We start from the raw sequence: 25,533 nt of genomic DNA, 5'->3' as shown, positions 1-25,533 counted from the left end.
TCGGTTCGTTAAATAGTGTTATCGTTGAAAAGGGGATGTCCATCGTCACATGCAACATGACGTTTGGAACATCCCCTTTTTGAATTACTAGAGCGTTACCTAACCTCTCTACTTCACTTCATCCTGCTCTGGCAAAATCAAGCTCTCGGCCCCGCCCATATAGGGCCGCAGGGCTGCCGGAATGCGAATGCTTCCATCCTCCTGCTGATGATTCTCAAGCAAAGGTATCAGGATACGCGGCGACGCTACCGCCGTATTATTGAGCGTGTGACAGTAGGCCAACTTGCCTTCGGCATCGAGGCAACGAATATTTGAACGGCGAGCCTGGAAATCATGCAGATTCGACGACGAATGCGTTTCTCCATATGCACCGCGGCTTGGCATCCAGGTCTCGATGTCATACTGTTTGTACGTTTTCTGCGACATATCCCCGGTACATACAGCGACAACACGATACGGCAGTTCAAGTAATTGCAGCAATTCCTCGGCGTGTCCCGTAATCTCTTGCAGCATGCGCTCCGATTCTGCCGCATCAGGGGCACAGAGGATGACCTGCTCGACTTTGGCAAACTGATGCACACGGTACAAACCGCGTACATCACGTCCGCCGGAGCCAACCTCACTGCGGAAACACGTCGATACCGCAGCCAGCTTCACCGGATCCTTAACATCAACAATCTCATCGGCATAATACGAGACCAGCGGCACTTCAGAAGTTCCCACAAGCCACTTGTTCTCCCCTTCGAGTTCGTAGACCTGATCTCGACCGGTTGGGAAGAACCCGGTGTTCACCAGGGCGTCCTCCCTGACCATCAGCGGTACCTCCATCGGTGTAAACCCGTGCTTTAGCAGCAGATCAAGCGCAAGTTGCTGTACTGCCCGATGCAATAACAGGCCCGCACCTTTCAATACATAGCTTCGCGTACCGCCAATCTTAACTCCACGAGGAATATCGATCAGATCATGCAACTCCCCAAGCTCCACGTGATCTTTGGTGTTATACTCGAACGTTGGCACCTCTCCCACACGTCGCAGCTCCACATTATCCGCATCCGACGTGCCTTTCGGGGTATCCGGAGATACGATATTGGGTACCAGCCATTGCAGCTTGGTTACTTCCTCCTGCACAGGGGCAAGCTTCGCTTCCACGTATTCCAACTGTTCATTGATCTGTTTCACCTGGGCCCGCAAACCCTCTGCCTGTTCCCGATTCCCAGCTTGCATGAGTCTGCCAATGTCTGCAGATAACGTATTGCGCAATCTGCGACCTTCTTCCATTTCCTGCAAAAGTGTTCTACGTTCTTCATCACGCTCTAACAATGTGCGAATGTTGATCTTGATTTTTTTCCCGTCTGCTGCTGCCTGAACCTCTTCTGCATGTGCCCGAATCCATTTCATTTCTAACATGGTCACCGTCTCCTTTGGCTGTAAAAATACAAAGAGCGCCCTCATCCCTTGGGACGAGGAGCGCTCTGCTCGCGGTGCCACCCAACTTGCTGAATCAGGATATCCTGCTTCCAGCCTCTTGGTCCGCGATAACGGGCGGTTCCGGTTAACTTGGGGAAATATCGCTCCCCTGGCGAAAACGCCTCCGAGTTGGATGCTCTTCAACGGCATGGTCCGATCTGTAATTGTTGGTCTCAGTATATACGAACGCCGGACCAAATTGCAACCTTCTGTATCGATCAGGAATTCATGGCACATCGTAACATGTCCTGTTATGATAGACTTTGTCTTCAAGATTGCGCTTTATTGTGATCCTCAATTTATGTATATAAGTAGAAGGAGTTCTTTATGAAAAAATTACTTTGGATCGGATGTCTGTCCTATTTCCTGATTGGACTTGCCCACGTTGTGCTCGGTTCCATTTTACCGGTTGCACTTGAACATTACGGCAAAGATTATAGCCAAGGCGGAACGCTGATCTTTGCTCAATTTGCCGGATTCCTCGGTGGTGTATTGTTATCTCCATGGCTGAACAGACGCTTTGGTAAACGGGGAGGCCTGTTAATCGCCACAGCGTTGCTCTGCATTGCAGAATTATCCTACATGCTGTTGCCACCGTGGGGCTGGATGTTCGTCATCGCACCCGCAGCCGGCTTCGGATTCGGAATGGTTGAGGCTGTCATTGGCACCATTATCATCGCTGCAATCAAAGACAATACGGCCGTTGCCATGAGTCGACTGGAAGTGTTATTCGGGATCGGAGCGATGGTCATGCCGCTCATTGCCAGCGGTCTGATTGCTGCCGGATACTGGCGCCTTTCTTTTCTCGTTGTTGCGATCTGCGCCGCGCTGACCTTTGTTTTCTGGGCAAAAGGATCATTCGGTGAACTCGATAAGTTTCTGGAGCGACGTAGTTCTAATAACGGTTCAGTACATGCCCACACTGCTGGGACATCGGGTGAGATGCATCCCGCATCTGCAAGTACATCCAGTCCAACCTATCGTGGCCGTAACAGAACTCTTCTGGGATTATTCGTCCTCTTCTTCTTCCTATATGTTGGCACAGAGATGAGTCTTGCGAACTTCATGCCAGCGATTCTGATTGAGAAAATGAACATGAAGGAAGCCGGAGCAGCGCTTAGTGTCACCTGTTTCTGGATTGCCATGTCCGTGGGACGACTCTTCGCCGGGTATATCGCAGAGAAATTCCAATACCGCGTCTATGTCCTGTACAGTTGTCTTGCATCTGTTCTTTTGTTAATGGTATTTCCATTTACAAACCAAATCTGGTCTGCATTTCTCATCATCTTGCTGCTTGGACTTGCGATGTCAGGTATTTTCTCCATTGCCCTTGTCTTCGCCAGTAAACTGCTGCCCGGAACAGAAGAATCCACACCCAGCATTTTGATTGCCTCAGGTGGAGTTGGCGGTGCCATTCTGCCTTTGACTACGGGATGGAGTCTTGATCATCTGGCAGTTAATCAGTCTGCATGGATGCTTGCGATCTTTGCAGTTGGCCTGCTTGTCATTAGCGTGATCACGTATCAATGGCAGAACAAACATGTGGTCGATCCAGCGACTTAACAGTTATGTGTCGTTGCAGTCCTGAGAATTAGAATTACCTATTATTGAGATTGAGATTGAGATTGAGATTGAGATTGAAATGTCTACTGTCATGACCTGACGGTGGACATTTTTTTGTAGCGTTACTCTGTTGTAACGAACCTAGCACACGCTATTCCCCTCCATTTCTGCATGTTTGAAATCTAACGAATCCTAGAGACGTTATTATAGATAATTATCTAAAATTCAAGGTCTCGTTGCAGTTTTTCTGCATAATAACACCCCTGAGATTCGTTAGATTTTTCATTCCCTAAAAACTGGCCTAATAAGGCGTTCTTGATTCGTTAGCGCTGTAATGGTGGCAAGTGTCCTATCTTTGCCTCTCTCTCACCTTTCATTAAAGGTGAGAATAATATCTATTCTTTTGCACAAGATTGCCCAGGAAATACTTATGGCCAACCGAATCACACACTTTTGTTAACGACAGGCATTACGGGCCCGTTATCCTTGATGAATTTACCGAATACATATCGTACGAGTGGTCCCAAAATGATCAATTGATATGGAAACGCCAGGCTGAAGTTACGAGCGATTGTATGAAGGTACGTACGGAGTAAGGAAGCCCCACTTAACTGATTCGCAAGATATGCCGAGATCATTCCATACATGGACATGATCAGAACCATGCCAATCACCATGAAAAATGACATGACGAGCACACCCAAAATCATGTTGGACTTGTCAAAGGGCAAGGAGAATGCAATCTTTCTCGCCACAGGGCCAACAATGAAAGACTCCACCAGAAACGCGATGACAAAACATAGTATGAATTGAAGCAGTATCTCAAGCGGGGACATCTTGCCGAGTAACCCACTGTGCCATAGATTGAAGAACATCATGACCAAGACCATTCCTGTACACATCATTAATCCGAAAATAATCTGTTCCTTTTTGCTGGTTGGCAATTCTCTCATCCTCTCTGTTTACCTTCGTAATTATAGAGATGACCAAACCCTCCACATAAGTGAACATTCTGTGAACAATTATGATTTTTCCAATTTAAAATTGGATTTGACAACCATGTAGTACAGCCCTATGATATCCCTTAAAATGGTAGAAACATTCACTACATATGGAGGAATTTAATTATGAGTTTTCAAAAGCGCATTGACCATGTCGGTATTGCCGTTCGTGATCTGGAGACCACGCTGCGTTTCTATACGGAGATTGTTGGTCTTGAATTGAAAGACCGGGTAACCCATACCAACGGCGTCATTCAGCTCGCCTTCCTTGGCTTCAATGGAAGTAATGAGACTGAGATTGAGTTAATTCAAGGTTACAGCGACAAGCTGCCTTCCGAAGGTACGGTACACCATTTTGCGATCCATGTAGATGACCTTGATTCTGAGTACAAACGCATCCAAGCCACCAAAGCCGTATTTATTGATGGAGAGATTATTACACTGCCTAACGGTTACCGCTATTTCTTCATCTATGGACCTGAAAAGGAATGGATTGAGTTCTTCCAGCGCTAAGAATTGGAGTTGATTTCATGAACATTTTAATTACCGGCGCAGCCGGGAAAATTGGCCGGGACTTGTCCCAACACTTGTCAGAAGCATATCACCTGCGACTAACGGATTTGAATATCGACAGACTGCATACGTATCAAGAAACCGACCATGAGATCATGACACTGGATGTGACAGACCCTGAAGCCTGTCAGCATGCTTGCGAAGGCATGGATGTGGTAGTACATCTGGCGGGAGACCCTTCCCCGAATGCCGGATTCTATGAATCGTTGTTGGACATCAATATCAAAGGTACATTTAATGTATTCCGTGCAGCTAAGGAGCAAGGTGTGCAAAGAGTCATTCTGGCGAGCAGTGCACAGACGATTGAGGGGTATCCCATTGATGCTCAAGTCTATCCGGACATGCCAACACGCCCACGGAATTTGTACGGGGTTAGCAAATGTTTCGGAGAATCGCTCGCTTCCTATTTTGCGTATACCGAAGGTTTACAAAGTGTAGCAATACGTATAGGTGCATATGATGATTTTCAACCGGACGGACCAGCGCTGGAAGCAAGGGATATGAGCGCGTATATTAGTCCGGCTGACTTGTGTGATTTGATGTTCAAAGCAATTACAGCTACCAATCTGGAGCCCTTCACCATACTGCATGGGATCTCGAATAATCGGTTTAAACGATTGAATCTGGAAACCACTCAGAAACAGGTAGGCTATGACCCAAAATCCGATGCTTTTGCACTCAGCCAGATTGCCTTATATGATTCGCCACGATAATTATTGAAAATAACACATCTAAACAGGCTGTTATACATATGTATAACGGCCTGTTTGATAAGTTCATACGTGTCCCCATCCAGTTCCTGACTGGACACGTTCCACCCGCTGGCCTATAATTACACCTAGTAATGCCCGTAACTTCATAGTTTCCCAGGGGAGTCGGAATTGGCCGGCTGAGAGTGTATCCCACCAAGATACTAACCCTTAGACCTGATCTGGATCATGCCAGCGTAGGAATCGGAGTATATCGAAATGGCACAGCCCTATGGCTGAACGCCACCTCTCTAACGCCTGCACGCGTCCCGGAATACGGGACGCTTTTTTAATGTTCTTTTATATAGCCAGAGAGCTAAAAAAAGTGACGTTATTCAGATCTCAACTGGTATAAATCTGTTGATTTATGCAAGATGATTGGATATGAAGCCAAGGAGTACCCCGTGCCACTCGGCCGGACATATCGAAGGAGAGAATTACAGATGAAATGGCGTAAAACGATGGGATTGATGCTCTTATGCGTGCTTATGGTGACTGTAGCCGCATGTGGCGGCAAAGAAGCTGCCCCGGCAGAACAGAACAGCAACACAAATGCGGAAAGCAGTAACAAAGGTGACACTGCCGCCCTGAAAGATATTAAAGTGGTGCTCGACTGGACACCGAATACGAATCATACCGGCCTATATGCGGCTGTAGATCAAGGTTTTTACAAGGCCGAAGGCTTGAACGTGGAGATTGTACAACCAGGTGCCGGTGGCGCAGATACGATGGTTGCCTCCAATGAAGTACCGTTTGGCGTAAGTTATCAGGAGAGTGTAACTCAAGCCCGCACACAGGGTGTTCCTCTCGTCTCCATCGCAGCAGTTATTCAGCATAATACATCCGGGTTCGCTGCTCCGGCGGATCGGAATATCAAATCACCGAAAGATTTTGAAGGTAAAACCTATGGCGGTTGGGGTTCCCCAGTCGAAGAAGCCGTGATGCAATCCATTATGGAGGGCGAAGGCGCCGATGTATCCAAAGTGAAAAACATTAATATGGGTGACGCTGACTTTTTCACCGCAGTGAAACGGGACATTGATTTCGCGTGGATTTTCTACGCCTGGACAGGTATTGAAGCCGAACTGCGCGGAGAACCGATCGACATGTTATATGTGAAGGATTATTCAGATGCATTGGATTACTACACACCTGTCCTTGTAACAAACGAGCAGACGATCCAAAACGACCCTGAGTTGGTGAAAGCATTCCTGAAAGCCACTTCAGAAGGGTATCAATATGCGATTGATCATCCCGAAGACGCAGCGAACATTCTGATCAAGGCCGTACCGGATCTAGATAAAGACTTGGTACTGGCAAGCCAGAAATGGCTTAGTCCAAAGTACACGGATGACGCCCGGCGCTGGGGTGAGCAAAAGCAGGAAGTGTGGCAGAACTACACCGACTGGATGTTTAGCAAAAAACTGCTGGATGAACAGATCGATGTAAGCAAGGCATATACAAACGAGTTTTTACCCCAATAAAATTTGCTTAAGTTTAACTTTTTTACACAAGAACGAAGAGTGCAGAACCCATCTGAAGAAGCGAAGCGCTCACCTAAAAGCTTTCTGAAAGAAAGCTCCTTCGGAAGCATATGCTATCCCCGGATTTCCTCCATTGAAATTCATTAAAGAAATCCGGGGATAACAGTGATCGTAAGAGGGTACTGCAATCGGAGTGATAAGTGTAAACCTGGTTCAATTCATGCAATTTATCACGAAAGGAAAAGTGATCTCTCATGGCAAGCACATTACTTAGCATTCAGGTTATTCCCAAAACGCCAAATGGCGAGAATTCTTACCCTTATGTAGATCGCGCAATTGAAGTTATTCAGCAATCCGGCCTGAAATATCAGGTGAACGCGCTCGACACCACGATGGAGGGGGAACTGGAGGAACTGCTGGAGGTTGTCCGTAAAATGCACGAGGTACTCGTGGAGGCTGGTAGCCCAAGCATCATCTCCCAGATCAAAATCGCCCATAGCCCTACCGGCTTCAGCATGGACACCCTGACGGAGAAGTATCGCTAATGCCTGCCTATTTCAAAAGTGTATGGCCGCCCATTGTGGCGGTTATTCTCTTTATAGCGATATGGCAGGGAGCCGTCTCCCTCTTCCATATTGAGAAATGGATGCTGCCTGCACCGTCCGACATCGCCCGCGAAGCGGCAACCCAGGCCGAACGGCTTGGCATGCACGCTTCCGCAACCATTCAGTTAACACTGATTGGATTCGCGGCTGGCACAGCGGTCGGATTACTGATAGCGATGGTGCTGCATTTGGTCCCTTTTCTCAAGTCGGCCCTGTACCCTTTACTTATTCTTAGTCAAAATATCCCGACCATCGCGCTCGCGCCACTCCTGTTAATCTGGTTCGGATTCGGGCTGTTGCCCAAGCTGATTACGATCATCCTCGTCTGCTTCTTCCCTGTTGCAGTGGCGGCGATGGATGGCTTGACCCGTACTGACGCGGCGATGATGAACTATATGCGCATGGCTGGTGCGAAACGTCATCAGATTTTCTGGAAGCTGGAGCTTCCCCATGCGCTGCCATCCGTGTTCTCCGGTGTCAAAATCGCCGCTACCTATAGCGTGATGGGTGCCATCATTGCCGAATGGATTGGTGCAGACAAGGGTATTGGTTATTATATGATGCTGCAAAAGTCGGCTTATCGCACCGATCGTTTATTCGTGGCAATCATGATTATTGTCGCTCTCAGCTTACTGCTCTTCCTGCTCATTGCACTATTGGAGAAGCTGCTCGTGCGCTGGCGGCCACAGAAGCGGTAGTAAAGATGTAATCTGTATATTAGGAAGTGATGACCATATGAATCGGCAACAGGACAAACAAGTCCAGCCTGGACGAGGAGCAAGTGTAATGGAGCCAAAGTACGATGAAAAACTCCACCCAGCTACGCCTGATCGACCTGCCACTCCTGCTCCGGTTCCACCTGCACTGGACGTTGTTGATGTTCATGCATCATTCCGTGAACGGCGGAGCAGGTTACCGGTTCTGAACGGCCTGTCACTGACCGTGAAGCAAGGCGAGTTTGTTGCTATCGTTGGACCTTCTGGCTGTGGCAAAAGCACCCTGTTCCATATCATCGGTGGTCTGCTGAAGCCACAGGAAGGCCAAGTGCTTATGAACGGTCAGAATGTAACGGGACAGCGTGGCAAGATTAGTTATATGCCGCAACAACCCGCTCTTTTCCCTTGGCGTACCATTGAAGACAATGTACTGCTTGCTGGTGAAGTAGCTTCAAGTGCCCCCCCTCGGGCCGAAGCACTTGCGGAAGCTCGTAAGTGGTTAAGCAGCGTGGGTCTTGCCGGGTTTGAGCAGGCCTATCCTCATATGCTGTCGGGCGGAATGCAGCAGCGTGCTGCTTTTCTGCGCGCCCTGCTCAGTCCGCAGGAGCTGATGCTACTGGACGAACCCTTCAGCGCACTGGATGCACTGACACGTAGCGACATGCAGCGCTGGCTGCTCGATATCTGGGAACAGAACCGCCGCTCGGTGCTGTTCATCACCCATAATATCGAAGAAGCATTACTGCTAGCGGATCGGGTCTATGTTTTATCCAACCGACCTGCAACAGTGTTGCACGAGGTACATGTTCCTTTTGATCGCCCAAGACGAGAAGAAATTACGGAGGAATCCGCTTTTCTGGAGCGTAAACGGCAGATTGCTCAGTGGATGAGAGAAGAACAGCAGAAAGCCCGCCTATAATAATAGCGCGGGTTTTTAAAGTTATTATTTTCCTTTATTGGGTGATCCACCATAAGAAATTCTGCGTAACATAGTTAGAATATAAATGACCACAAGGAGGAATTCCCGCGTGCATTCTCAAGCTTTTGCACCATTAATTGATGCTCATATTCACTTCGATCAGTATACCCCTGACGAACAACGCGAGATGCTGCTATCTTTCCCGTCTCAACAAGTCGAGGCAGTCATCGCCGTGTCCATGAATCTCGCTTCTGCCCAGGCCAACCTGGAGCTTGCAAAGCAACATCCACGCAACATCTATCCGGCCTTCGGTTTCCATCCGGAACAGGAACTACCGTCCGTTGCAGAAATGGACCTGTTCTTCCAATGGATCGAGAAGCATATGGGACAAGCCACAGCCATAGGAGAAGTCGGCCTTCCCTATTACAATCGTCAGGAAGCGGAGCAGGCAGGGCAGCACTTCGATCAGAGCGGGTATATCAAGCTGCTTGAACGTTTCATCCAACTTGCCAAAAAGCACAACAAACCACTTGTCCTTCATGCGGTATACGATGATGCCGATATCGTCTGTGATCTGCTGGAGCAATATCAGTTCCGACGTGCTCATTTCCACTGGTTCAAAGGTTCTCGCCAAACCGTAAGGCGCATGGCGGACAACGGTTATTTCATTTCCTTCACGCCGGATATTCTGTATGAAGAAGAGATTCGCGAACTCGCCCGGCAATATCCATCGGAACAAGTGATGGCCGAGACCGACGGACCTTGGCCCTTCGAAGGACCATTTCAGGGACGAATGACACACCCTGCCATGACCAGACAGGTCATCCAGGCATGGAGTGAGATCACTGGCATGGGAACCGAGCGGGCCGCCCGTCTTTTTTATCAGAACACAAAGCGTTTCTATGGCTTAACTTGATTACAATCTGATAGCCGCAAGCACTCTCGCTTGCCCGTGCCAACACAGCACTTTACAACAAAGCACAAAGAAGCCAGTCGGTTTCGATCCGACTGACTTCTAATTTACTATATATATCAGTTGAACTGAATTTTTACACAGGAACGTAGAGGACAGAAATAACCTGAGGAAGCAGAGCGTTCGCCTAAAAGCTTTCTGAAAGAAAGCTACTTCGGAAGCATACGCTATCGCTAGATTTTCACCTTCACAAAAATTGGATCAAAAAATCTGGGGATAACAGCGATCGGAAGGTTGTTCTGTCATCGGAGTGGCAAGTGTAACTACCTTCAGTTCAACTTAACGCTTCAAAAATCCTTTGCCTTCCAGGAACGGTCTCACTTGCAACCTTGTCGGCTCAGTCAGACGCTTCGCCATCAGTTCGGACCATGGAGTTGTTCTTTCACCGTTAGTCCGTTCTTTCATGTAGGCCGTCGTTGTCTCATCATACTGCTCAACACCCTTGATGCTCTGCTCGGCATTATAGCGATTATGATGCAGAACTGCATTCAGTGGCAGACGTGGACGAATCCCCGTTTCCTGATCTGCAACACCAATACACATGCCATACACCGGATATACCCCTTCCGGCAATCCCAACAACTCGGCTACTTCCTCAATCCGGGTCCGAAGCCCGCCGATATATACGATTCCAAAACCAAGCGACTCTGCTGCAAGAGCAGCATTCTGGGAAGCCAATGCAGCATCAATCGTGGCTACCATGAAATTCTCGGTTGAATCGGCGTACGATTCCTTTTCAGGAAGATGACGTTTCGCAGCATCACTCAGTCGATACAGATCAGCACACCATACGAGAAACACCGGGCATTCATTGACGTAGGCCTGATTGCCTGCCAATTCAGCCAGCTTGGCTTTTTGCTCTAAGTCAGTCACAGCAATTACAGTATATGCTTGCACACTACTTGAAGAGGAAGCCATCTGCCCAGCCGCTACGATGGCTGCAAGCTGCTCTTCACTTACCGGGTCTGGCTTGAATTTGCGTACAGAACGGTGTTTCATCATCAACTCAATGGTTTCATTCATGGTGGTTCACTCCCAATCCTCGAAGTACGAACTCAATCGTCTGCTCAGCGAGCTCGTCTGTATTCATATCCTGATAATCAAAGCCAAATCGTGAATTCTTGGCCCGTTTGTGCGCCAAAGCCACGCCCATAACCTGAAGCATCGCATAAGATACGGACTCGACCTGGAACAATCCCTGATCCTTACCCTCTTGCAGCAGTTCCCTCACTCGGGTCCATACAGGGTCTAGAAAACGAAATACGGTAGCTGTACGATGTGTACGAAGTGTAATTTCAAGCTGCACAATATCGCTCATCTCCCGATCCGTCATCGTGAACTTCACAACTTCACCAATAATTCGGCGGATACCTTCCACAGGCGAGGACATCGACTCTTCCGCCAGCGAGTTCATCATATGCCCAGGGAAAAAATGCTCAAATAATGCTTCGAACACCTTTTCTTTGCCGCCAAAATGATAAGACACCAACGACACATTGGCACCTGCCTCATCACATATTTGACGAACACTCGTCCCGTCATACCCTTGCTGTGCAAAAAGCTTTTTGGCTGCAAGCAATATCCTCGTTTTGATATCCAACTCCGGTTCCGTCATTCCGTCCCGCTCCCTCTTGTCCGTTCATCTTATTCGCTCCAGCTCAAGGACTGCAGCCAGCGATTCATCTGTCTATTATATTACACCAAGCACCCCGATGAAAATCATCGGGGTGCTTGTCCTATCCTATGATGCAGTGGTATGCATCTGCTGTATTAGTTGTTTGCTTGAGCAGGGCTTGGAGCCATAGCTGGCATGCGTTGTTTTTTCAACAACGTCACAACCAGTGACAACGCAACGGCAACCAACAGTACAATCACGATAGAGCCCGCAGCAGACTGAACTCCTGGTCCTCCCAACTGCACGCTCAGAATACCCTGAACGGCGTATGTTGCAGGCAGGTACTGCCCAATGCCGCTATAGAAACTGTTCAGCAATTCACGCGGTACCATTGCGCCGGAAGATACCAGTTGCAAGGACAGTGAGATGATGTTGAACAGACTTCCTGCTGGTCCAAAGCAGATCAGGAAGAACTGGGAGAAGAACATGAACGTGCACAGGAAGAGCGCCTGGAACAACCAGAATGCAACGAATCCTTGTGCAATCTGTCCTCCCAGTGCCACAATCAGTGAAGATCCCAGCAAGGAAACGACCAATGCAGAACCCACGTTAATGACTACTCTCGCGCCAAACAAAGTCAATCGGGAATAGGTAGATGACAGCATACCCATGGCTGTCTGGAGGTTCATCCCCATGATCATGGCACCTACATAGGAAGCCAGTACCATCATCATTGGCACCATCTGATTATTCATCCCGTTAACCGGGTTGATGGACGTTGTCGTTCCTTCCACTCGGGTAGTCAGGTTTGTAGCGGCTTCAGCAGCCTGTTCGGCAGGCGCGCCTGAAGCGGTCAACACTGTCTGTACCCCTTGTGCTGTAGCTTGTTTGTTAATTGTGTTTGTCACACTTTGTGATACACCTTGCATCATGCTTTTGATCGTAACCGGGTTCGCTTCATTAATGGTGTATTTAATCTCGGCGGTTGAGCCAGCCGTCTGAAGCAATTCGTTAAATCCAGCCGGGATATCGAGCACCATGTGTACTTGGTGATGATTCAGCTGGTCCAACGCTTCAGCCGCACTCAGATTAGATACGGTGTGGAAAGGCAGTGTTCCTGCGAGGGAATCTGCGATGCCTTTGGACATTTCGCCGTCCTCATTCACAATCGCAACCGTCAATTCCTTCGTGCGGTCGTTTACTCCCGAATATGCGGTCATCCAGATCACGCTAAAGATCACTTGGAACATAAGTGCTGTTACGATCCCTACAATCACTGGCGGTTTTTTAAACAATGTACGTAAAGCCTGTAACATAAAAGGTGTCCTCCATTACTCAAATAGTTCTAATTTGATTTAAACAGTTGTTTGAATCAAACGATCGTTTAAATTTTATGTGAATATGTCCATATTGTCAACTCATTTTTGAAAAATTCAGAAAATATAAGCTTTATTCATGAATGCAATTGATCCATTTTCACAAAAGAGCATTACACTGCCCTTTTCCCGAAGAAAAGCACATATAGACTAGCAATTCAGGATGTAACTTTCTGATGACTAGACTGTATTTTTCTCAACAAAAAACACGGTCCGCTGCAGCGAACCGCGCATTTATTCATCCTCACTTCATTTGCAATAAGGCGTTGAATATATCTCCAAGCAAAGGTCGGTCAGTCATTTCTCTTCAGCTTCATGCGTTGCAGACGTAGGGAATTCAGGACAACCGATACGGAGCTGAACGCCATCGCCGCCCCTGCCAGCCATGGAGCCAAGAAGCCAACTGCCGCAATGGGAATACCAATAACGTTGTATCCGAGTGCCCAGAACAGGTTTTGTTTGATGTTACCCATCGTGCGCCGGCTCATCTCAATCGCATCTGCAATGCTGTTCAGATCACCACGCATCAAGGTAATATCCGCCGCTTCCATCGCTACATCCGTTCCTGTTCCGATGGCCATCCCAATATCAGCAGTAGCAAGTGCCGGAGCATCATTAATGCCGTCACCTACCATCGCAACTTTCAGGCCACTCTCCTGAAGTTTCTTCACTTCCGCAGCTTTACCTTCCGGCAGAACCTCAGCCAAAACTTTACCGATGCCTGCCTGTTCTGCTACAGCGCGAGCTGTGCGCTCATTGTCTCCCGTGATCATAATGACATCGATCCCCATTGCCTGAAGACGGCTGATGGCTTCACGAGAAGTATCCTTGATGGTATCAGCCACAGCCACGATCCCTGCCCACTGACCATCCACCGCTACCAGCATCGCTGTACGTCCCTGCTCTTCCAGACGGTTCATCTGCTGAACGGTTTCCTCAGAGACATTCACCTGTTCATCCGCAAGCAACCGCCGTGTGCCGACCAGAATTTCCTGCCCTTTTAATGATGCTCGCACGCCGTATCCCGGTATGTTCTCGAACTTCTCTGTTGCGGTTAGCTCCAGACCCTTGGCACGGATACCCGCAACAATTGCCTCTGCCAGCGGATGCTCGGAACTCTGTTCGGCCGCTCCCACTCGCTCAAGCAGATCGGATTCCGTCCAATTCGGAGCCGTAACAACATCGGTAAGGACCGGTTTACCTTGGGTTACTGTACCTGTTTTGTCGAGCACCACGGTCTGAATCTGTTGTGCCGACTCCAGATGTTCGCCACCCTTGAACAGAATGCCATATTCAGCCGCACGTCCTGATCCAGCCATAACGGAGGTCGGCGTTGCCAGGCCCAGTGCACATGGACAGGCAATAACGAGCACGGCAATGGCTTTCTCCAGGGAACCAGCGAAGTCACCCGGACTTGCAAACAGATACCAGATCAGGAATGTCAGCGCGGCAATACCCACGACAATCGGAACAAATATGCCTGAAATAACATCTGCAATCCGCTGGATCGGTGCTTTGGAGCCCTGAGCTTGCTCGACTACTTTAATAATCTGGGACAAAGCCGTGTCCGATCCCACTCGGGTCGCACGAAGTCGTAATACCCCATTTTTGTTCAGCGTAGCACCTGTAACGGCATCTCCCGGTTTTTTATCCACGGGAAGGCTCTCTCCACTAAGCATGGATTCATCGACTGAGGATTGGCCTTCTTCAACAATACCATCCACCGGGATGCTATCACCCGGCTTCACCAGAACCAAGTCACCCACCGCAACATATGCGGCAGGAACCATCACTTCCTGTCCGTCCCGGATGACACGGGCTTCACGTGGAGCCAGTTCAATCAGGCTTTTAATCGCCTGTGATGAGCGGCCTTTCGCCACAGCTTCGAACCATTTTCCCAGTAAAATTAACGTAATCAGAATTGCACTTGTCTCATAATAGAGTTCTACCGAAGGCATGGCGGCTGTGCTCGTTCCCATTGCGCCGTGATCCATCGTCGTCGTAGAAGGTAAGTACCCACTGGATAACGTCAGATACAGACTGTAGAAAAACGCTGCACTGGTACCCAGTGCCACGAGAACGTCCATATTGGCACTGCGGTTACGTAAGGCTTTGTACGCCCCCACATAGAACTGCCACCCAATCACGAACTGTACTGGCGTTGCCAGAATCAGCTGGAACCAAGGGTTCATGAACAGATCTGGGACATAGATTCCGGATGTGAACGAGAAATGCCCCACCATTGCCCACAGCAAAGGAATCGATAACAACGCAGATATCATCCATTTCCACTTTTTGCGTTGCAGCTCACGTTCACGAACCGATGTGGTCTCTTCTTGCGTCAATTGCAGTTCAGCACCGTAGCCCATCTGCTTGATCTTGGCGGTAATATCCGAAGGTTTCAATGTGCCTGCGGCATATTCAATATGCCCTGTCTCCAGTGCCAGATTCACGTTCGCCTGAGATACCCCCGGTAGTCGGGAAAGTCCTTTTTCAATCCGGGCAGAACAAGCAGCACACGTCATACCCGTAATGTTCAGATCAACCGATTCGGACACCGTACCGTAACCAAGCGCCTCAACTTTATCACGCAACGCGTTCACGTTAGTTGTCTTCGGATCATAAGATACGGTTGCCTGTTCGATGGCAAGATTCACATTGGCCTGATGCACCCCTTCCATACGGGACAAGCCCTTCTCCACTCGCGTCGAACATGCAGCACAAGTCATTCCCGTGATGTGCAGTGTTGCCTTTAGTCCTGGTGCTTCTGCCATAGGTGGCATTGGTGTGGGTTCGGATGATCCATCCATTGGTTTATTCGTTAAGTTATCCATCATGTCAGCTCCTTTCATGTCGATTCAATTTATTGTATAGTTTTAATTAATTATACCCCCAAGGGGTATGTATCAGACAGAAAATTAGGCTTAAACCTGACTCGTAGGAAAAAAGACCACTGACCTCTTTTTACCCATGAGCATGTTCGGTTTAAGCCTGTAATGCCGTTAGACTACATCGTATCCCTGATCTTCAATCGCAGCTTTGATCTGATCCACGTTCACTGTCTGCTCATCATATTCCACAGCTACCGTTCCCGCTGCCAGATCCACGTGACCACTCGCCCCAGCATTCTTCACAGCCTCTTCAACCGACTTCACACAGTGATTGCAAGACATTCCCGTAACGTTCAACGTAACATTAGACATTCCAAATTCCTCCTTGGGGTATATTAAAATGATAACTTCATTAGGTAAATCAATGTAGCTTACTTCATTAACTTCCGCATCGTAACCAGCAGTTCATCCACAACCTCATGTTCACCAGCCTGAATGCGCTCAACGATACAGCTCTTCATATGGCCTTCAAGCAGAAGTTTGCCTACCGAATTAAGAGCAGACTGAGCCGCCGCAATCTGCGTCAGCACATCATCACAGTACGTATCCTTCTCGATCAATCCCTTAATCCCGCGAATCTGACCTTCCACACGGTTCAAACGAGAAACCAGGTTACTCTTCATCTCCTGCGAATGGTGACTCTTGCGCACATGCTTCCCATCACTGCCTTCGGCATGACAGGATACTGCTTCTTGAACTGTAGCCGAAGCATCCGTTGAATCGGACATGGAGGATTGCAAAGATTCCTCGGGATGGCTCTGATGATCCATCATGAACACCCCTTTTCTTTCGTTCTTTTCTAAGAGTAACATACCCCATGGGGGTATTCAAGTTCATTTTGATATTTTGTTAAAAATAGATGATTGCTTGTTCGAATTATAAAGAGCAGTGCATCTTACAAGGTATACTCCATCCTGCTGCTGCGGACGACCAGACCCATCTGTTCATAGAAAGTCTGTGCGCCAGAGTTAAACGTTGACACTGATAATTCCACACTGTCTGCCTGAAGCTCTCTCCCTAGCTCGATGAATGCTTGTAGTAACTGTTTGCCTGTTCCTTGGCCCCGATGTTTGGTATCCACTACAAGTTCATGGATGTACAACATCTTGCGATCCACCATCAACGGGTTATCCTGAATTACACTTAACTGCGCACTCCCGTAACCCAGAATCAAACCCGTTTCCGAAGACTCGGCAACATACAGGTAACGCTTGTCCGTTTCCAGCAGTTCGGTGAACTCCTTTTCCTCCATTCTCGTCTCTAACGCTCTGTATAGATCGGGCCGCCCCTCGACATGCATCTGGTGCAACTCATCCATCAACAATGACACACCAGAGTAGTCCCTCATTTCTGCCTTTCTGATGTTAATCGTACCCGCACTCATCCCCATCACTCTTTCATCCGCTGAATTTTACATTATTATACAACCAAAAAGCAGATACCATAAGGGTACCTGCTTCGCTAAATTTATCTTCATTCCATCAAGCCCATAGAATGCTCATGTTGTTTATTTTTTCGTAGAAGCATTTCCTTCATTAAAAGCAACAGGTGATGGCTTCGCCGCCCATTCGTCCGCCTGCGGCTCAATGTCTACTCCGCTTAGAATCTTCTTTTTCTCCATCAAGGAATCCCCATCTTCATCCAACTTGTTGCGAATTTCCGCCTCGTCCTGAGGTTGATTGTTCTGTGTCATCGTAGAGTCCTCCCTTTTTCGTATTCATGGTTGATGTTCCTTTATATAACGTGCCCACTTTCTGCATTATCATTCTCTTTGAGGATCAGGCCGTCCCCCAAGTTATGTGTTATTTGAATTAAACATTAACTTTATTAGGCTAAATCCATCTCTAAACCCTTGCTCGTACATTACTGACTCTGCTGTACCCTGAAGAAGGGTTATTACATTACAATAGTCCAAAAATAAAGCCATCCCCTCTGGCTTAACATATTCACATAGCTCCATAAACAAACGATCACTTTCTTGACTCAATCTTTTATATTCTTTTGAATTATAAATCACAAGATTTCCGATACTCTCCATACGAAGAGCTTTGAACTGGTTAAATATTTCTTCGAAGTCCTCCATGTTCCCCTCCAAAAAAGTGACGTCACTATGAATATAAATATTAGAGTGACATCACTTAGATGTCAATATGATTGTATATTGAAGTATTTTGTAATGATACAATATGAACATTACTTTTTGAGGAGATTTTATTTCATGGCTACAGATAAAAGAGTCTTTACACTTAGGCTGCGAGAAAAGAATTTTGAGAAAATTAAAGTGATTGCGGACAAAAACAAACGATCTATTGCAATGCAAATTGAGTATCTTATTGAACAACATATTGAAGAATTTGAGAAAGAACAAGGTGTTATTTACCCAGATACAGATAATGACGTATAGATTTTGCGCCCTTAGTACACGCGCATCATCCATACGTCATTTTTCATGATATATCCTGTTCTCTGTTAATCGAAATCAACCTGTTTATCCAAAATGATTTCCTCTACTTTGTATTCCAACTCTGGTATGGAGGGATTCAAGGAAAATCGAACGTTTTCCAGAGAAGTTAAAAGTGATTCGACAAAAAACTCCATTATTTGTCGATACTATATGACTTTTGCATCATATGAATTCCTTGTTTTTCAATGTTATCCTTATTAATGAAATTAATAATAGGGAGATGTAAAAGTGAAGAATCTCAAGAAATTATTTTTAGTTGTTATGACCATGGTAGTGTTGTTAGTTGGTCCATCAAGTATTTATGCCTCTGAATTGGTAAATAATACTGCAGATCAGTCAGAGTCTAATATTGTCTCAATTAGAATCCCATTGACATTTATACCTAGTGAACAAGCCCAGGCTAATGATGGATCTATAACGACTATGGCTGTGAAGCCACTTGATGGTTACGCTGATGTAGTAGCTGAAGTAGAGAACGGTAATCATGTGTTTGTGGACTGGAGCGTATATATAACAACTCCACAGGCTAAAATTACTAGAGTAGATTTAGAGTTAGCGTATTCTGATTTAGTGAGAACACCATTTAAGTATTCAACTTTCCAAACTAAGAATTTTGAACAAAATCAAGATGATCGCATTTTTACTAAACCAGGTCAACATGCAGTAACTTTAACTGGTTCTGTCACTACTACCAAGGGAGTTTTAAAAGTTATTACTACAGGAAACGCATATTTTACAACAAAATAAGTTTCTGAGTGTAACAAAATGTCGAGAATACCTTCCGGTGTCTCGACATTTTGTTTTCCGAATAGTAATGATATAAAATGCATAAATAAAGATCTGGGAGGAAACACCTTGAATTTATTTGAAAAACTTGAGATTAAAGATGATGATGTCGCGAACTATCCTGACACCCTAGCTAGGAAAAGGAATAGGTATATCAAAGTAGATACGTCTTCTGATGGATCTGATATTCAAGATTTACATTTCAATTTATTTGAACAATTATTTATTTCCCCATTTGTATTTGTAGATCCACAAGGACTCTTAAATATTCCTACAGATAAAAGTTCAGAAGGAAATCAAATAATGCAACTGGTTCAATATTTTGAAAATGTAAAAAAATTGGAGAATAGTTCCCAGGTATCATATTATTTTCAAAATATAAAAAAAGTTTATTTGGATCGTTTTTTAGAACTTTATAAAGCAAAAAAGTGTAGTGAAATAATATATGATTTATTTCCTAATGGCAATGTAGGAGATGATTTTCATAATGTAGAGGTTGAAGAATATCTAATCAATTTAGATTTGATCGATAAATTACAAGCCAAGGAACTGAATGAATTTTGGAACAATATTAAAGAAACTTTCATTCTAGCAGGACAGGAATTCGTATTATGGGTCGATAATTGGGAATTCAACGATTTCATAAAAGATAAAGTTAGTATCCGATTGTTTGCTAATGTGTGCAATCAAATTAAGCTCTCAGTTGATAAGAATACAAATGTAATTCGATACATTTCTTTTTCTTAATGTAACGATGGTAACTGTAATTAACATGGCTACGATCAAGAATTCATATATTAAATGTTGAAGTGTTCAATCATTCCTGCTAATGACACTAGGGAGTGTCTTTAAGCACAAAAAAGATCTCATTTTTCACATTCAGCTGGAAAATGAGGTCCTTTTTTTGTTGCAAATTCTGGCACAATTGGACATCAGGTAGTTAATTTTTAACAATACAAAATTTACTGCGGCTGTGTAATATCGCATTTTATTTAAGCTCAACTAAACAATCTTACTGAGAGCTTACATCATAGATCAGTCACCTTACATTATTCATGCTTCGATTGCTAGCGAAAAAATCCAGAATCCTTTTGAAGGAAATCTGGATTTTTTGTTAATCCATTCGTCTTACAAATTCCATATCTCTTTGAATCCACAAATACACCAAAGTCGAGGTTTAACCTTACTGCATATCCTGGCGCGCAAGCGTGACTAGCGCACGTAGCGCTGCATTAATCTCACGCTCTACCGCTTGTCCAACCGCGTCCGTATGCGGATCATACTCGGCTGCCAGATCACTGTCCGCGAATCCATCGATCGCGACAATGGCTCCGGCGCGAGCCCCACGCAAGGTGCTGACGATGTAGAGTGCCGCAATTTCCATCTCAGCCGCAAGTGCTCCAGCCTGCTTATACTTGCGGTGTGGAATCTCTTCCACGCCTGCAAAGAACGCATCCAGCGTTACGGTGATACCAACGCCCACTTTGCCTGCAAATGTTGCAGCATCCGCGCTTTCTTGCTCACGAGCAGCTTCGATCAACGCTTGTGTCACCCCAAGGTCCGCTACCGCAGGGAAACCATCCGGCACCAGTTGGCGAGTTAACCCATCCGTACGAACAGCGGCTGTACTCACAATCACGCTGCCTGCTGGATAATCGGCTGTATACGATCCCGCTGTACCTACACGAATCAGAGTTGTTACACCCGCGCGAATCAATTCCTCGAAGCAGACAGCTGCTCCAGGTGAACCCACACCATGGCTGACCACAGCGATCTGTACCCCTTCGTACAAACCAACAAACGTGCGATACTCCCGACTGAACGCCAGTTCTCTCGCCTGCTCCAGCTTCCGGGAAATCTTCTCCGCACGTGCCGGATCACCACAGACGATGGCGTATGCCGGCATGTCTTCCGAATGAATCTGCAAAATAGGCATCAACATATCAATCAAACTCCTTCTTCGTCCACTCGTCTTCCGGAATCGGCAGATCTTCACCCGAGAAGCGTTGTTCCTTGAACGGATCGGCAAAATGGTGGAAACCATTCACTTCCCAGAATCCGTTCCGGTCTTCTGTCATAAACTCCAGACCACGTATCCACTTGGCACTCTTCCAGAAGTAAAGTTGTGGCACAACCATACGCAGGGGAAAACCATGCTTGGGAGTAAGTGGCTCACCGTTATATTTGAATGCAAGCAATACGTCATCATGCATCAATTCTTCGAGCGGTACATTTGTTTCATAATCATGATCGGCATGGATCATGACGTATTTTGCCTCTGGCTTAACCCCCAGAAGTTTCACAAAATCGGAAAAGCGTATACCTTCCCACGGCGTATCGAATTTCGACCAACGGGTAACACAGTGAATATCACTCACCGTGTTCACCTGAGGCATCGCCTGCAACTCAGCCAGGGAGAACACCTTCTCTTCCTCCACTTCGCCGAATACCTTCAAGTCCCAGGTGGACAGGTCATATTCCGGCACTTCCCCTTCATGCAGAATCGGGAATTTCTCCGTCAGCATCTGTCCTGGCGGCAGCCGATCTCCGTGATCGTTACCTGTTTTGGGTGCCGGAGTTTTTCCTTTTTTCAAACGTTCAGCCTTGTTATGCATGTGGAATTCCTCCTTCTTTTACTGTCTCTAACATAGACATTCAGAATTAACGCGAGCTTCCGCCCGCTTTCAGTGCATCCTGTGCATAGGTACGGTCTTTGAAAAAGAACATCGCGACCAGCGTCACAATATACGGCAGCATCAACGTGAAATGCGTTGGCAGGGAGAATCCTTGCAGACGAATACTCAATGCTTCCATGAAGCCAAACAGAACACTGGAGCCCATGACGCCAAGCGGATTCGCTTGCCCTAACATCGTTGCCACCAGCGCTATAAAACCACGACCAGCAGTCATGCCTTCGGTAAACATCGTTACCTGACCGAGCGACAACTGTGCTCCAGCCAGAGCGCACAACACACCGCACATCAGAACGGCACCATACTGGATGCCACGTACCTTGATCCCGATGCTCTGTGCTGCAATCGGGTTCTCACCGACGGAGCGCAGGCGGAAGCCAGATACACTTTTGAACAGATAAAATTGTAGTGCAATCACGAGCACAATACCGAGGTAAACCAGCGGACTATGTCCCGATATTACATCGCCCACCCACGGGATGTCCTTAATCAGCGGAATATCCCACTTGGGAAGTCCCACCATGTCTTTGTCGTAGTATGCACCTTTTACATCAAAAATCGCACGCAGTGCAAAGGTCGTCACCCCCGCAGCCAGGAAGTTAAGCGAGATCCCGACCACGATGGCGTTGGCTTTCAGATTAATGCTTATAAAGGCAAAGAGCGCCGAGAATAACATCACAATTATAATGGAAAAGAGTACCGCCAGCAGCACATTGCCAAACAGATAATTACCAACAATAGCGGAGAACGCACCGATCAGAACCAGTCCTTCAAGACCCACGTTAAACAGACCGACACGAGAACATAAAGCCCCACCGAGCGCTGCAAGCAGGATTGGAGTCATAATCCGCAAGGTTGAGCCAAACATGGCTGCATCAAACAGTTGTTGCATTGGACTTTTTCTCCTTTCTCCGCTTCAGGAATGAATAACCGATCTGAGCTGATACAAATAACGTCAATACAGCTTGGATGACACTGCCAACTTCCAGCGGTACATCCGTGTTCCGTTCCATCCCCATGGCACCCGTCTGTAGCGCAGCCAGCAAAATAGCTGCTACAGCTGTACCGAGTGGATGCGAGCGGGCAAGCAACGTGGCCATAATGCCACTCCATGCGTAACTTGCCGATGACAATGAGCCATCAAGGAAACGGTACTGTGTACCGAGCACTTCCCCCGCACCCGCGAGTCCAGCAAGTCCACCACTGATGACCATGGACAGCATCATCATGCGAATGCGGCGAACACCACCGTAGGTTGCAAAGGACGGATTGCTGCCGAGCATGCGGATCTCGTAACCGGTCACCGTTTTATGCGTAAACCAGTAGATCAGAATGGCCGCTACAATGGCAATAATGAAGCCTGCATGCAGCCCCATGCCCTGGAACAACTTCGGCAACCAGATACTCTGGTCAATCATGGGTGTCTGAGCCATTGCTGCAGATCCTGTGCGGTCCTTAAATGGATAGGAGACCATGTAGCCCCCGAAATAAATGGCAATATAGTTAAGTAGTAAGGTTGTGATCAACAAGTTCATGCCGAAGCGTGCATCCAGCCAGCCTGCAAACAGGGACCAGATTCCCCCGGCAACAATACCTGCCACAATCGCAGCAATACACACGAACCAGCCCGGACCTGGCAGATAAAGCGCCGTGAGCGCGGCACTGAGTCCGCCAAGAATCATCTGGCCTTCGGCTCCCATATTGAAAAATCCGGCACGGAATGCCAAGGCTACGCCAAGTCCCGCCAAGATGATTGGTGTGGAACGAGCCAACGTATTGGTGAAGAAGTAGAAGTTGCCGAAGGCTCCTTTCCACATCTCCGCATACGTATCCACCACATTACCGCCAACGATCAGAATCGCCACAGCCCCTGCAAGCAGACCGATGAATACGGCAAGCAGCGGCTGTACGAGTCCGCGAAGTGTTTCTTTTACCCGATTCATATCCGCTCTTTCCCTCCTGCCATTAACAAGCTGATCTGTTCCTCAGTTGCTTCCTCTGCTCTCAATTCTCCGGCAATTTCTCCTTCATACATGACAATAATGCGATCAGATAATTGCAAAATTTCGGACAACTCTGATGAAACGAGCAGAATACCCGCACCCTCACTGCGTTTGCGCAGCAATTCGGCATGGATCGTCTCCATCGCTCCGATATCCACACCACGGGTCGGTTCGGCTGCAATCAGAAACGGTGTATCCTGTGCAAATTCACGGGCAGCAATCAGCTTCTGCAAGTTTCCTCCGGACAGGAATTGTGCCTTGGTCTCCGCAGAACCCGTCTTGATGCTGAACTGTTTGATCCAACTCTCTACCATCGTTTTTGCTGCTTTAGCTTTGATAATGCCGCGTGACTGTAAGCGATGATGGTGTCCCATTAGCCCGTTCTCGCGAACGCTCGCATCCTTGGCCGCTCCCCACATGTAACGATCTTCCGGAATATGAGCAAGTCCATGCTCCCGGATGCGCCGTACAGGCCAGTTGATTGTATCCTGCCCGGAGAGCACAACGCGACCACTATCCGCCTTACGCAGTCCGGCAATGACCTGAATCAATTCAGACTGGCCGTTACCAGAGATACCGGCTATGCCAACAACCTCACCTTTTCGAACCTCCATATGGATCTCCTTGAGCGCCGAACGATCCTTGGCCCCGGACAGATTGACCCCTTCCACCTGAAGAACAGCTTCCGCTGGAACCGATGGCTGCTTGTCCATACGCACAAGTTCACGACCAACCATCAGACGGGACAATTCCTCCACATGTGTATCTTTGGCTTCCAACGTACCCGTTACCTGACCATCCCGAAGTACCGTAATCCGGTCGGCTACATCCATGACTTCTTGCAGCTTGTGCGTGATTAGTACAAAGGTTTTGCCCAGCTTTGCGAGTGATTTCATGTTCGCGAGCAGTTCTTTTACTTCCAGCGGCGTCAGTACTGCCGAAGGTTCATCCAATATAATGATGTCTGCGCCCTGATGCAGCACCTTGAGAATTTCAACACGCTGCTGCATGCCAAGCGGGCACTCGGATACTTTTTTCCACGGGTCAACCGGCATGCCATATTGTCTGCCAAGCTCATTCACCTGGGCCGCTGCTTTTTTACGGTCAAATGCACCTGCCTTCGCCGGTTCGCGTCCGATCACGATGTTCTCCGCCACCGTAAAGGAAGGGAACAGCATGAAATGCTGGTGCACCATGCCGATGCCACTTGCCATCGCGTGGGACGGCGTAGCGAAGCTCACTTCGCGTCCACGGACTTTGATTGTTCCTGTCGTAGGCTGTTCCATACCGTACAGCATACGCATCAAGGTTGTTTTACCGGCCCCGTTCTCACCTACAAGGGCATGAATCTCTCCCTCACGCAAATTAAAACGGATGTCACGGTTAGCGGTGAAGCCGCCGTATTTCTTCGTAATGTGCTCCATCTCCAACAGCATATCTCGCGTTCGCTCCCCTCAGTTCAACTTAAAAGGTTACACTCGCCACTACGATGACAGAACAACCTTCCGATCGCTGTTATCCCCAGATTTTTTGATTCCCTTTTATAAAGGGGAAAATCCGGTGATAAAGGCGAACGCTTTGCTTCATCAGGTTATTTCTGTCCTCTTCGTTACCGTGTAAACGATAAGTTGAACATATACTGGTCATTTAATAGC

Annotated in this window: 27 protein-coding genes and 1 riboswitch; of the genes, 11 read left to right on the top strand and 16 right to left on the bottom strand. The window is 47.3% G+C overall.

Going from position 1 to position 25,533, the window contains the following annotated elements:
• Positions 1-108 precede the first annotated feature (108 nt).
• A complete protein-coding gene (serS, locus tag NZ043_RS11800; RefSeq protein WP_339311899.1) occupies positions 109-1,407 on the bottom strand; it encodes a serine--tRNA ligase in 1,299 nt (432 codons plus the stop codon).
• A gap of 387 nt (positions 1,408-1,794) precedes the next feature.
• Between serS and NZ043_RS11795 the strand changes: the two genes are divergently transcribed.
• A complete protein-coding gene (locus tag NZ043_RS11795) occupies positions 1,795-3,030 on the top strand; it encodes an MFS transporter (RefSeq protein WP_339311897.1) in 1,236 nt (411 codons plus the stop codon).
• A gap of 443 nt (positions 3,031-3,473) precedes the next feature.
• On the opposite strand, the gene NZ043_RS11790 is transcribed toward NZ043_RS11795, so the two are convergent.
• Complete coding sequence (locus NZ043_RS11790; RefSeq protein WP_339311895.1) at positions 3,474-3,974, bottom strand: hypothetical protein; 501 nt, start codon at positions 3,972-3,974, stop codon at positions 3,474-3,476.
• Positions 3,975-4,157: 183 nt separating this feature from the next.
• Here NZ043_RS11790 and NZ043_RS11785 point away from each other — a divergent pair, with 183 nt between their 5' ends.
• The 7 genes from NZ043_RS11785 to NZ043_RS11755 all read left to right on the top strand — a co-directional run bounded on the left by NZ043_RS11785 (position 4,158) and on the right by NZ043_RS11755 (position 9,993).
• Positions 4,158-4,544: a VOC family protein gene (locus NZ043_RS11785; RefSeq protein WP_047840371.1), complete on the top strand. Its 387-nt coding sequence runs from the start codon at positions 4,158-4,160 to the stop codon at positions 4,542-4,544.
• A 17-nt stretch (positions 4,545-4,561) separates the two neighbouring features.
• Positions 4,562-5,317, top strand: coding sequence for an NAD(P)-dependent oxidoreductase (locus NZ043_RS11780; RefSeq protein WP_249912990.1), 756 nt, complete (start codon positions 4,562-4,564; stop codon positions 5,315-5,317).
• Positions 5,318-5,462: 145 nt separating this feature from the next.
• Positions 5,463-5,575: riboswitch (TPP riboswitch) on the top strand.
• Positions 5,576-5,796: 221 nt separating this feature from the next.
• Complete coding sequence (locus tag NZ043_RS11775; protein ID WP_339311892.1) at positions 5,797-6,837, top strand: ABC transporter substrate-binding protein; 1,041 nt, start codon at positions 5,797-5,799, stop codon at positions 6,835-6,837.
• A 254-nt stretch (positions 6,838-7,091) separates the two neighbouring features.
• On the top strand, positions 7,092-7,382 hold the full coding sequence (locus tag NZ043_RS11770; RefSeq protein ID WP_017690996.1) for a thiamine-binding protein: 291 nt from the start codon (positions 7,092-7,094) through the stop codon (positions 7,380-7,382).
• Positions 7,382-8,140: an ABC transporter permease gene (locus tag NZ043_RS11765; RefSeq protein ID WP_091038150.1), complete on the top strand. Its 759-nt coding sequence runs from the start codon at positions 7,382-7,384 to the stop codon at positions 8,138-8,140. The genes NZ043_RS11770 and NZ043_RS11765 overlap by 1 nt, the downstream gene beginning before the upstream one ends.
• Before the next feature lie 37 nt (positions 8,141-8,177).
• Positions 8,178-9,077: an ABC transporter ATP-binding protein gene (locus NZ043_RS11760; RefSeq protein WP_339311890.1), complete on the top strand. Its 900-nt coding sequence runs from the start codon at positions 8,178-8,180 to the stop codon at positions 9,075-9,077.
• An 85-nt stretch (positions 9,078-9,162) separates the two neighbouring features.
• A complete protein-coding gene (locus NZ043_RS11755) occupies positions 9,163-9,993 on the top strand; it encodes a TatD family hydrolase (protein WP_091038148.1) in 831 nt (276 codons plus the stop codon).
• 336 nt (positions 9,994-10,329) lie between these two features.
• Here NZ043_RS11755 and nfsA read toward each other — a convergent pair whose 3' ends face one another.
• From nfsA to NZ043_RS11710, 9 genes are all read right to left on the bottom strand, one after another.
• Positions 10,330-11,073, bottom strand: coding sequence for an oxygen-insensitive NADPH nitroreductase (gene nfsA, locus NZ043_RS11750; protein ID WP_133386944.1), 744 nt, complete (start codon positions 11,071-11,073; stop codon positions 10,330-10,332).
• Entirely contained in the window at positions 11,066-11,665 is a 600-nt protein-coding gene (locus NZ043_RS11745; RefSeq protein ID WP_091038144.1) for a TetR family transcriptional regulator, read from the bottom strand. The genes nfsA and NZ043_RS11745 overlap by 8 nt, the downstream gene beginning before the upstream one ends.
• Positions 11,666-11,820: 155 nt before the next feature.
• Complete coding sequence (locus NZ043_RS11740; RefSeq protein ID WP_091038143.1) at positions 11,821-12,981, bottom strand: ABC transporter permease; 1,161 nt, start codon at positions 12,979-12,981, stop codon at positions 11,821-11,823.
• A 353-nt stretch (positions 12,982-13,334) separates the two neighbouring features.
• Positions 13,335-15,824: a heavy metal translocating P-type ATPase gene (locus tag NZ043_RS11735; RefSeq protein ID WP_339312727.1), complete on the bottom strand. Its 2,490-nt coding sequence runs from the start codon at positions 15,822-15,824 to the stop codon at positions 13,335-13,337.
• 219 nt (positions 15,825-16,043) lie between these two features.
• Positions 16,044-16,244, bottom strand: a complete 201-nt coding sequence (locus tag NZ043_RS11730; RefSeq protein WP_253429412.1) for a copper ion binding protein — start codon at positions 16,242-16,244, stop codon at positions 16,044-16,046.
• Between the two features lie 59 nt (positions 16,245-16,303).
• Positions 16,304-16,660, bottom strand: coding sequence for a metal-sensitive transcriptional regulator (locus tag NZ043_RS11725; protein ID WP_253442342.1), 357 nt, complete (start codon positions 16,658-16,660; stop codon positions 16,304-16,306).
• A gap of 167 nt (positions 16,661-16,827) precedes the next feature.
• Positions 16,828-17,322, bottom strand: coding sequence for a GNAT family N-acetyltransferase (locus NZ043_RS11720; RefSeq protein WP_133386946.1), 495 nt, complete (start codon positions 17,320-17,322; stop codon positions 16,828-16,830).
• Positions 17,323-17,439: 117 nt separating this feature from the next.
• Positions 17,440-17,625 (bottom strand): hypothetical protein, encoded by a 186-nt coding sequence (locus tag NZ043_RS11715; protein WP_253429408.1) that lies wholly within the window; start codon positions 17,623-17,625, stop codon positions 17,440-17,442.
• 102 nt (positions 17,626-17,727) lie between these two features.
• Positions 17,728-18,015 carry a hypothetical protein gene (locus NZ043_RS11710; RefSeq protein ID WP_101314873.1) on the bottom strand — a complete coding sequence of 96 codons (288 nt, stop codon included), beginning with the start codon at positions 18,013-18,015 and terminating at the stop codon, positions 17,728-17,730.
• 135 nt (positions 18,016-18,150) lie between these two features.
• Between NZ043_RS11710 and NZ043_RS11705 the strand changes: the two genes are divergently transcribed.
• From NZ043_RS11705 to NZ043_RS11695, 3 genes are all read left to right on the top strand, one after another.
• The gene (locus NZ043_RS11705) at positions 18,151-18,336 is read left to right on the top strand and encodes an Arc family DNA-binding protein (RefSeq protein WP_133386948.1); all 186 of its coding nucleotides are present in this window, start codon (positions 18,151-18,153) and stop codon (positions 18,334-18,336) included.
• A gap of 288 nt (positions 18,337-18,624) precedes the next feature.
• Complete coding sequence (locus NZ043_RS11700) at positions 18,625-19,143, top strand: hypothetical protein (protein WP_105601542.1); 519 nt, start codon at positions 18,625-18,627, stop codon at positions 19,141-19,143.
• A gap of 108 nt (positions 19,144-19,251) precedes the next feature.
• Positions 19,252-19,929 (top strand): hypothetical protein, encoded by a 678-nt coding sequence (locus tag NZ043_RS11695; RefSeq protein WP_133386949.1) that lies wholly within the window; start codon positions 19,252-19,254, stop codon positions 19,927-19,929.
• A 436-nt stretch (positions 19,930-20,365) separates the two neighbouring features.
• Here the strand turns inward: NZ043_RS11695 and NZ043_RS11690 are convergent, their stop codons facing one another.
• The 5 genes from NZ043_RS11690 to NZ043_RS11670 are packed head-to-tail and all read right to left on the bottom strand — an operon-like array spanning position 20,366 to position 25,314.
• Positions 20,366-21,124 carry a nucleoside phosphorylase gene (locus NZ043_RS11690; protein ID WP_253429406.1) on the bottom strand — a complete coding sequence of 253 codons (759 nt, stop codon included), beginning with the start codon at positions 21,122-21,124 and terminating at the stop codon, positions 20,366-20,368.
• Between the two features lies 1 nt (position 21,125).
• Positions 21,126-21,797: a sulfite oxidase-like oxidoreductase gene (locus tag NZ043_RS11685; RefSeq protein ID WP_253429404.1), complete on the bottom strand. Its 672-nt coding sequence runs from the start codon at positions 21,795-21,797 to the stop codon at positions 21,126-21,128.
• A gap of 46 nt (positions 21,798-21,843) precedes the next feature.
• Complete coding sequence (locus tag NZ043_RS11680; protein ID WP_017691011.1) at positions 21,844-22,767, bottom strand: ABC transporter permease; 924 nt, start codon at positions 22,765-22,767, stop codon at positions 21,844-21,846.
• Entirely contained in the window at positions 22,751-23,818 is a 1,068-nt protein-coding gene (locus NZ043_RS11675) for an ABC transporter permease (RefSeq protein WP_062837193.1), read from the bottom strand. Before NZ043_RS11675 ends, NZ043_RS11680 begins: the two co-directional genes overlap by 17 nt.
• Entirely contained in the window at positions 23,815-25,314 is a 1,500-nt protein-coding gene (locus NZ043_RS11670; RefSeq protein WP_339311882.1) for an ABC transporter ATP-binding protein, read from the bottom strand. Before NZ043_RS11670 ends, NZ043_RS11675 begins: the two co-directional genes overlap by 4 nt.
• Between the last annotated feature and the right edge of the window lie 219 nt (positions 25,315-25,533).

The sequence above is a fragment of the Paenibacillus sp. FSL k6-2145 genome, assembly GCF_037976585.1.
Taxonomy (GTDB): domain Bacteria; phylum Bacillota; class Bacilli; order Paenibacillales; family Paenibacillaceae; genus Paenibacillus.
This window is presented reverse-complemented; position numbering and strand designations above follow the sequence as displayed.

Coding starts and splice junctions, on each gene's coding strand:
- serS (WP_339311899.1), bottom strand. CDS start 1,407: ATGTTAGAAATGAAATGGATTCGGGCACATGCAGAAGAGGTTCAGGCA.
- NZ043_RS11795 (WP_339311897.1), top strand. CDS start 1,795: ATGAAAAAATTACTTTGGATCGGATGTCTGTCCTATTTCCTGATTGGA.
- NZ043_RS11785 (WP_047840371.1), top strand. CDS start 4,158: ATGAGTTTTCAAAAGCGCATTGACCATGTCGGTATTGCCGTTCGTGAT.
- NZ043_RS11780 (WP_249912990.1), top strand. CDS start 4,562: ATGAACATTTTAATTACCGGCGCAGCCGGGAAAATTGGCCGGGACTTG.
- NZ043_RS11775 (WP_339311892.1), top strand. CDS start 5,797: ATGAAATGGCGTAAAACGATGGGATTGATGCTCTTATGCGTGCTTATG.
- NZ043_RS11770 (WP_017690996.1), top strand. CDS start 7,092: ATGGCAAGCACATTACTTAGCATTCAGGTTATTCCCAAAACGCCAAAT.
- NZ043_RS11765 (WP_091038150.1), top strand. CDS start 7,382: ATGCCTGCCTATTTCAAAAGTGTATGGCCGCCCATTGTGGCGGTTATT.
- NZ043_RS11760 (WP_339311890.1), top strand. CDS start 8,178: ATGAATCGGCAACAGGACAAACAAGTCCAGCCTGGACGAGGAGCAAGT.
- NZ043_RS11755 (WP_091038148.1), top strand. CDS start 9,163: ATGACCACAAGGAGGAATTCCCGCGTGCATTCTCAAGCTTTTGCACCA.
- nfsA (WP_133386944.1), bottom strand. CDS start 11,073: ATGAATGAAACCATTGAGTTGATGATGAAACACCGTTCTGTACGCAAA.
- NZ043_RS11745 (WP_091038144.1), bottom strand. CDS start 11,665: ATGACGGAACCGGAGTTGGATATCAAAACGAGGATATTGCTTGCAGCC.
- NZ043_RS11740 (WP_091038143.1), bottom strand. CDS start 12,981: ATGTTACAGGCTTTACGTACATTGTTTAAAAAACCGCCAGTGATTGTA.
- NZ043_RS11735 (WP_339312727.1), bottom strand. CDS start 15,824: ATGCCACCTATGGCAGAAGCACCAGGACTAAAGGCAACACTGCACATC.
- NZ043_RS11730 (WP_253429412.1), bottom strand. CDS start 16,244: ATGTCTAATGTTACGTTGAACGTTACGGGAATGTCTTGCAATCACTGT.
- NZ043_RS11725 (WP_253442342.1), bottom strand. CDS start 16,660: ATGTCCGATTCAACGGATGCTTCGGCTACAGTTCAAGAAGCAGTATCC.
- NZ043_RS11720 (WP_133386946.1), bottom strand. CDS start 17,322: ATGGGGATGAGTGCGGGTACGATTAACATCAGAAAGGCAGAAATGAGG.
- NZ043_RS11715 (WP_253429408.1), bottom strand. CDS start 17,625: ATGACACAGAACAATCAACCTCAGGACGAGGCGGAAATTCGCAACAAG.
- NZ043_RS11710 (WP_101314873.1), bottom strand. CDS start 18,015: ATGGAGGACTTCGAAGAAATATTTAACCAGTTCAAAGCTCTTCGTATG.
- NZ043_RS11705 (WP_133386948.1), top strand. CDS start 18,151: ATGGCTACAGATAAAAGAGTCTTTACACTTAGGCTGCGAGAAAAGAAT.
- NZ043_RS11690 (WP_253429406.1), bottom strand. CDS start 21,124: ATGTTGATGCCTATTTTGCAGATTCATTCGGAAGACATGCCGGCATAC.
- NZ043_RS11685 (WP_253429404.1), bottom strand. CDS start 21,797: ATGCATAACAAGGCTGAACGTTTGAAAAAAGGAAAAACTCCGGCACCC.
- NZ043_RS11680 (WP_017691011.1), bottom strand. CDS start 22,767: ATGCAACAACTGTTTGATGCAGCCATGTTTGGCTCAACCTTGCGGATT.
- NZ043_RS11675 (WP_062837193.1), bottom strand. CDS start 23,818: ATGAATCGGGTAAAAGAAACACTTCGCGGACTCGTACAGCCGCTGCTT.
- NZ043_RS11670 (WP_339311882.1), bottom strand. CDS start 25,314: ATGCTGTTGGAGATGGAGCACATTACGAAGAAATACGGCGGCTTCACC.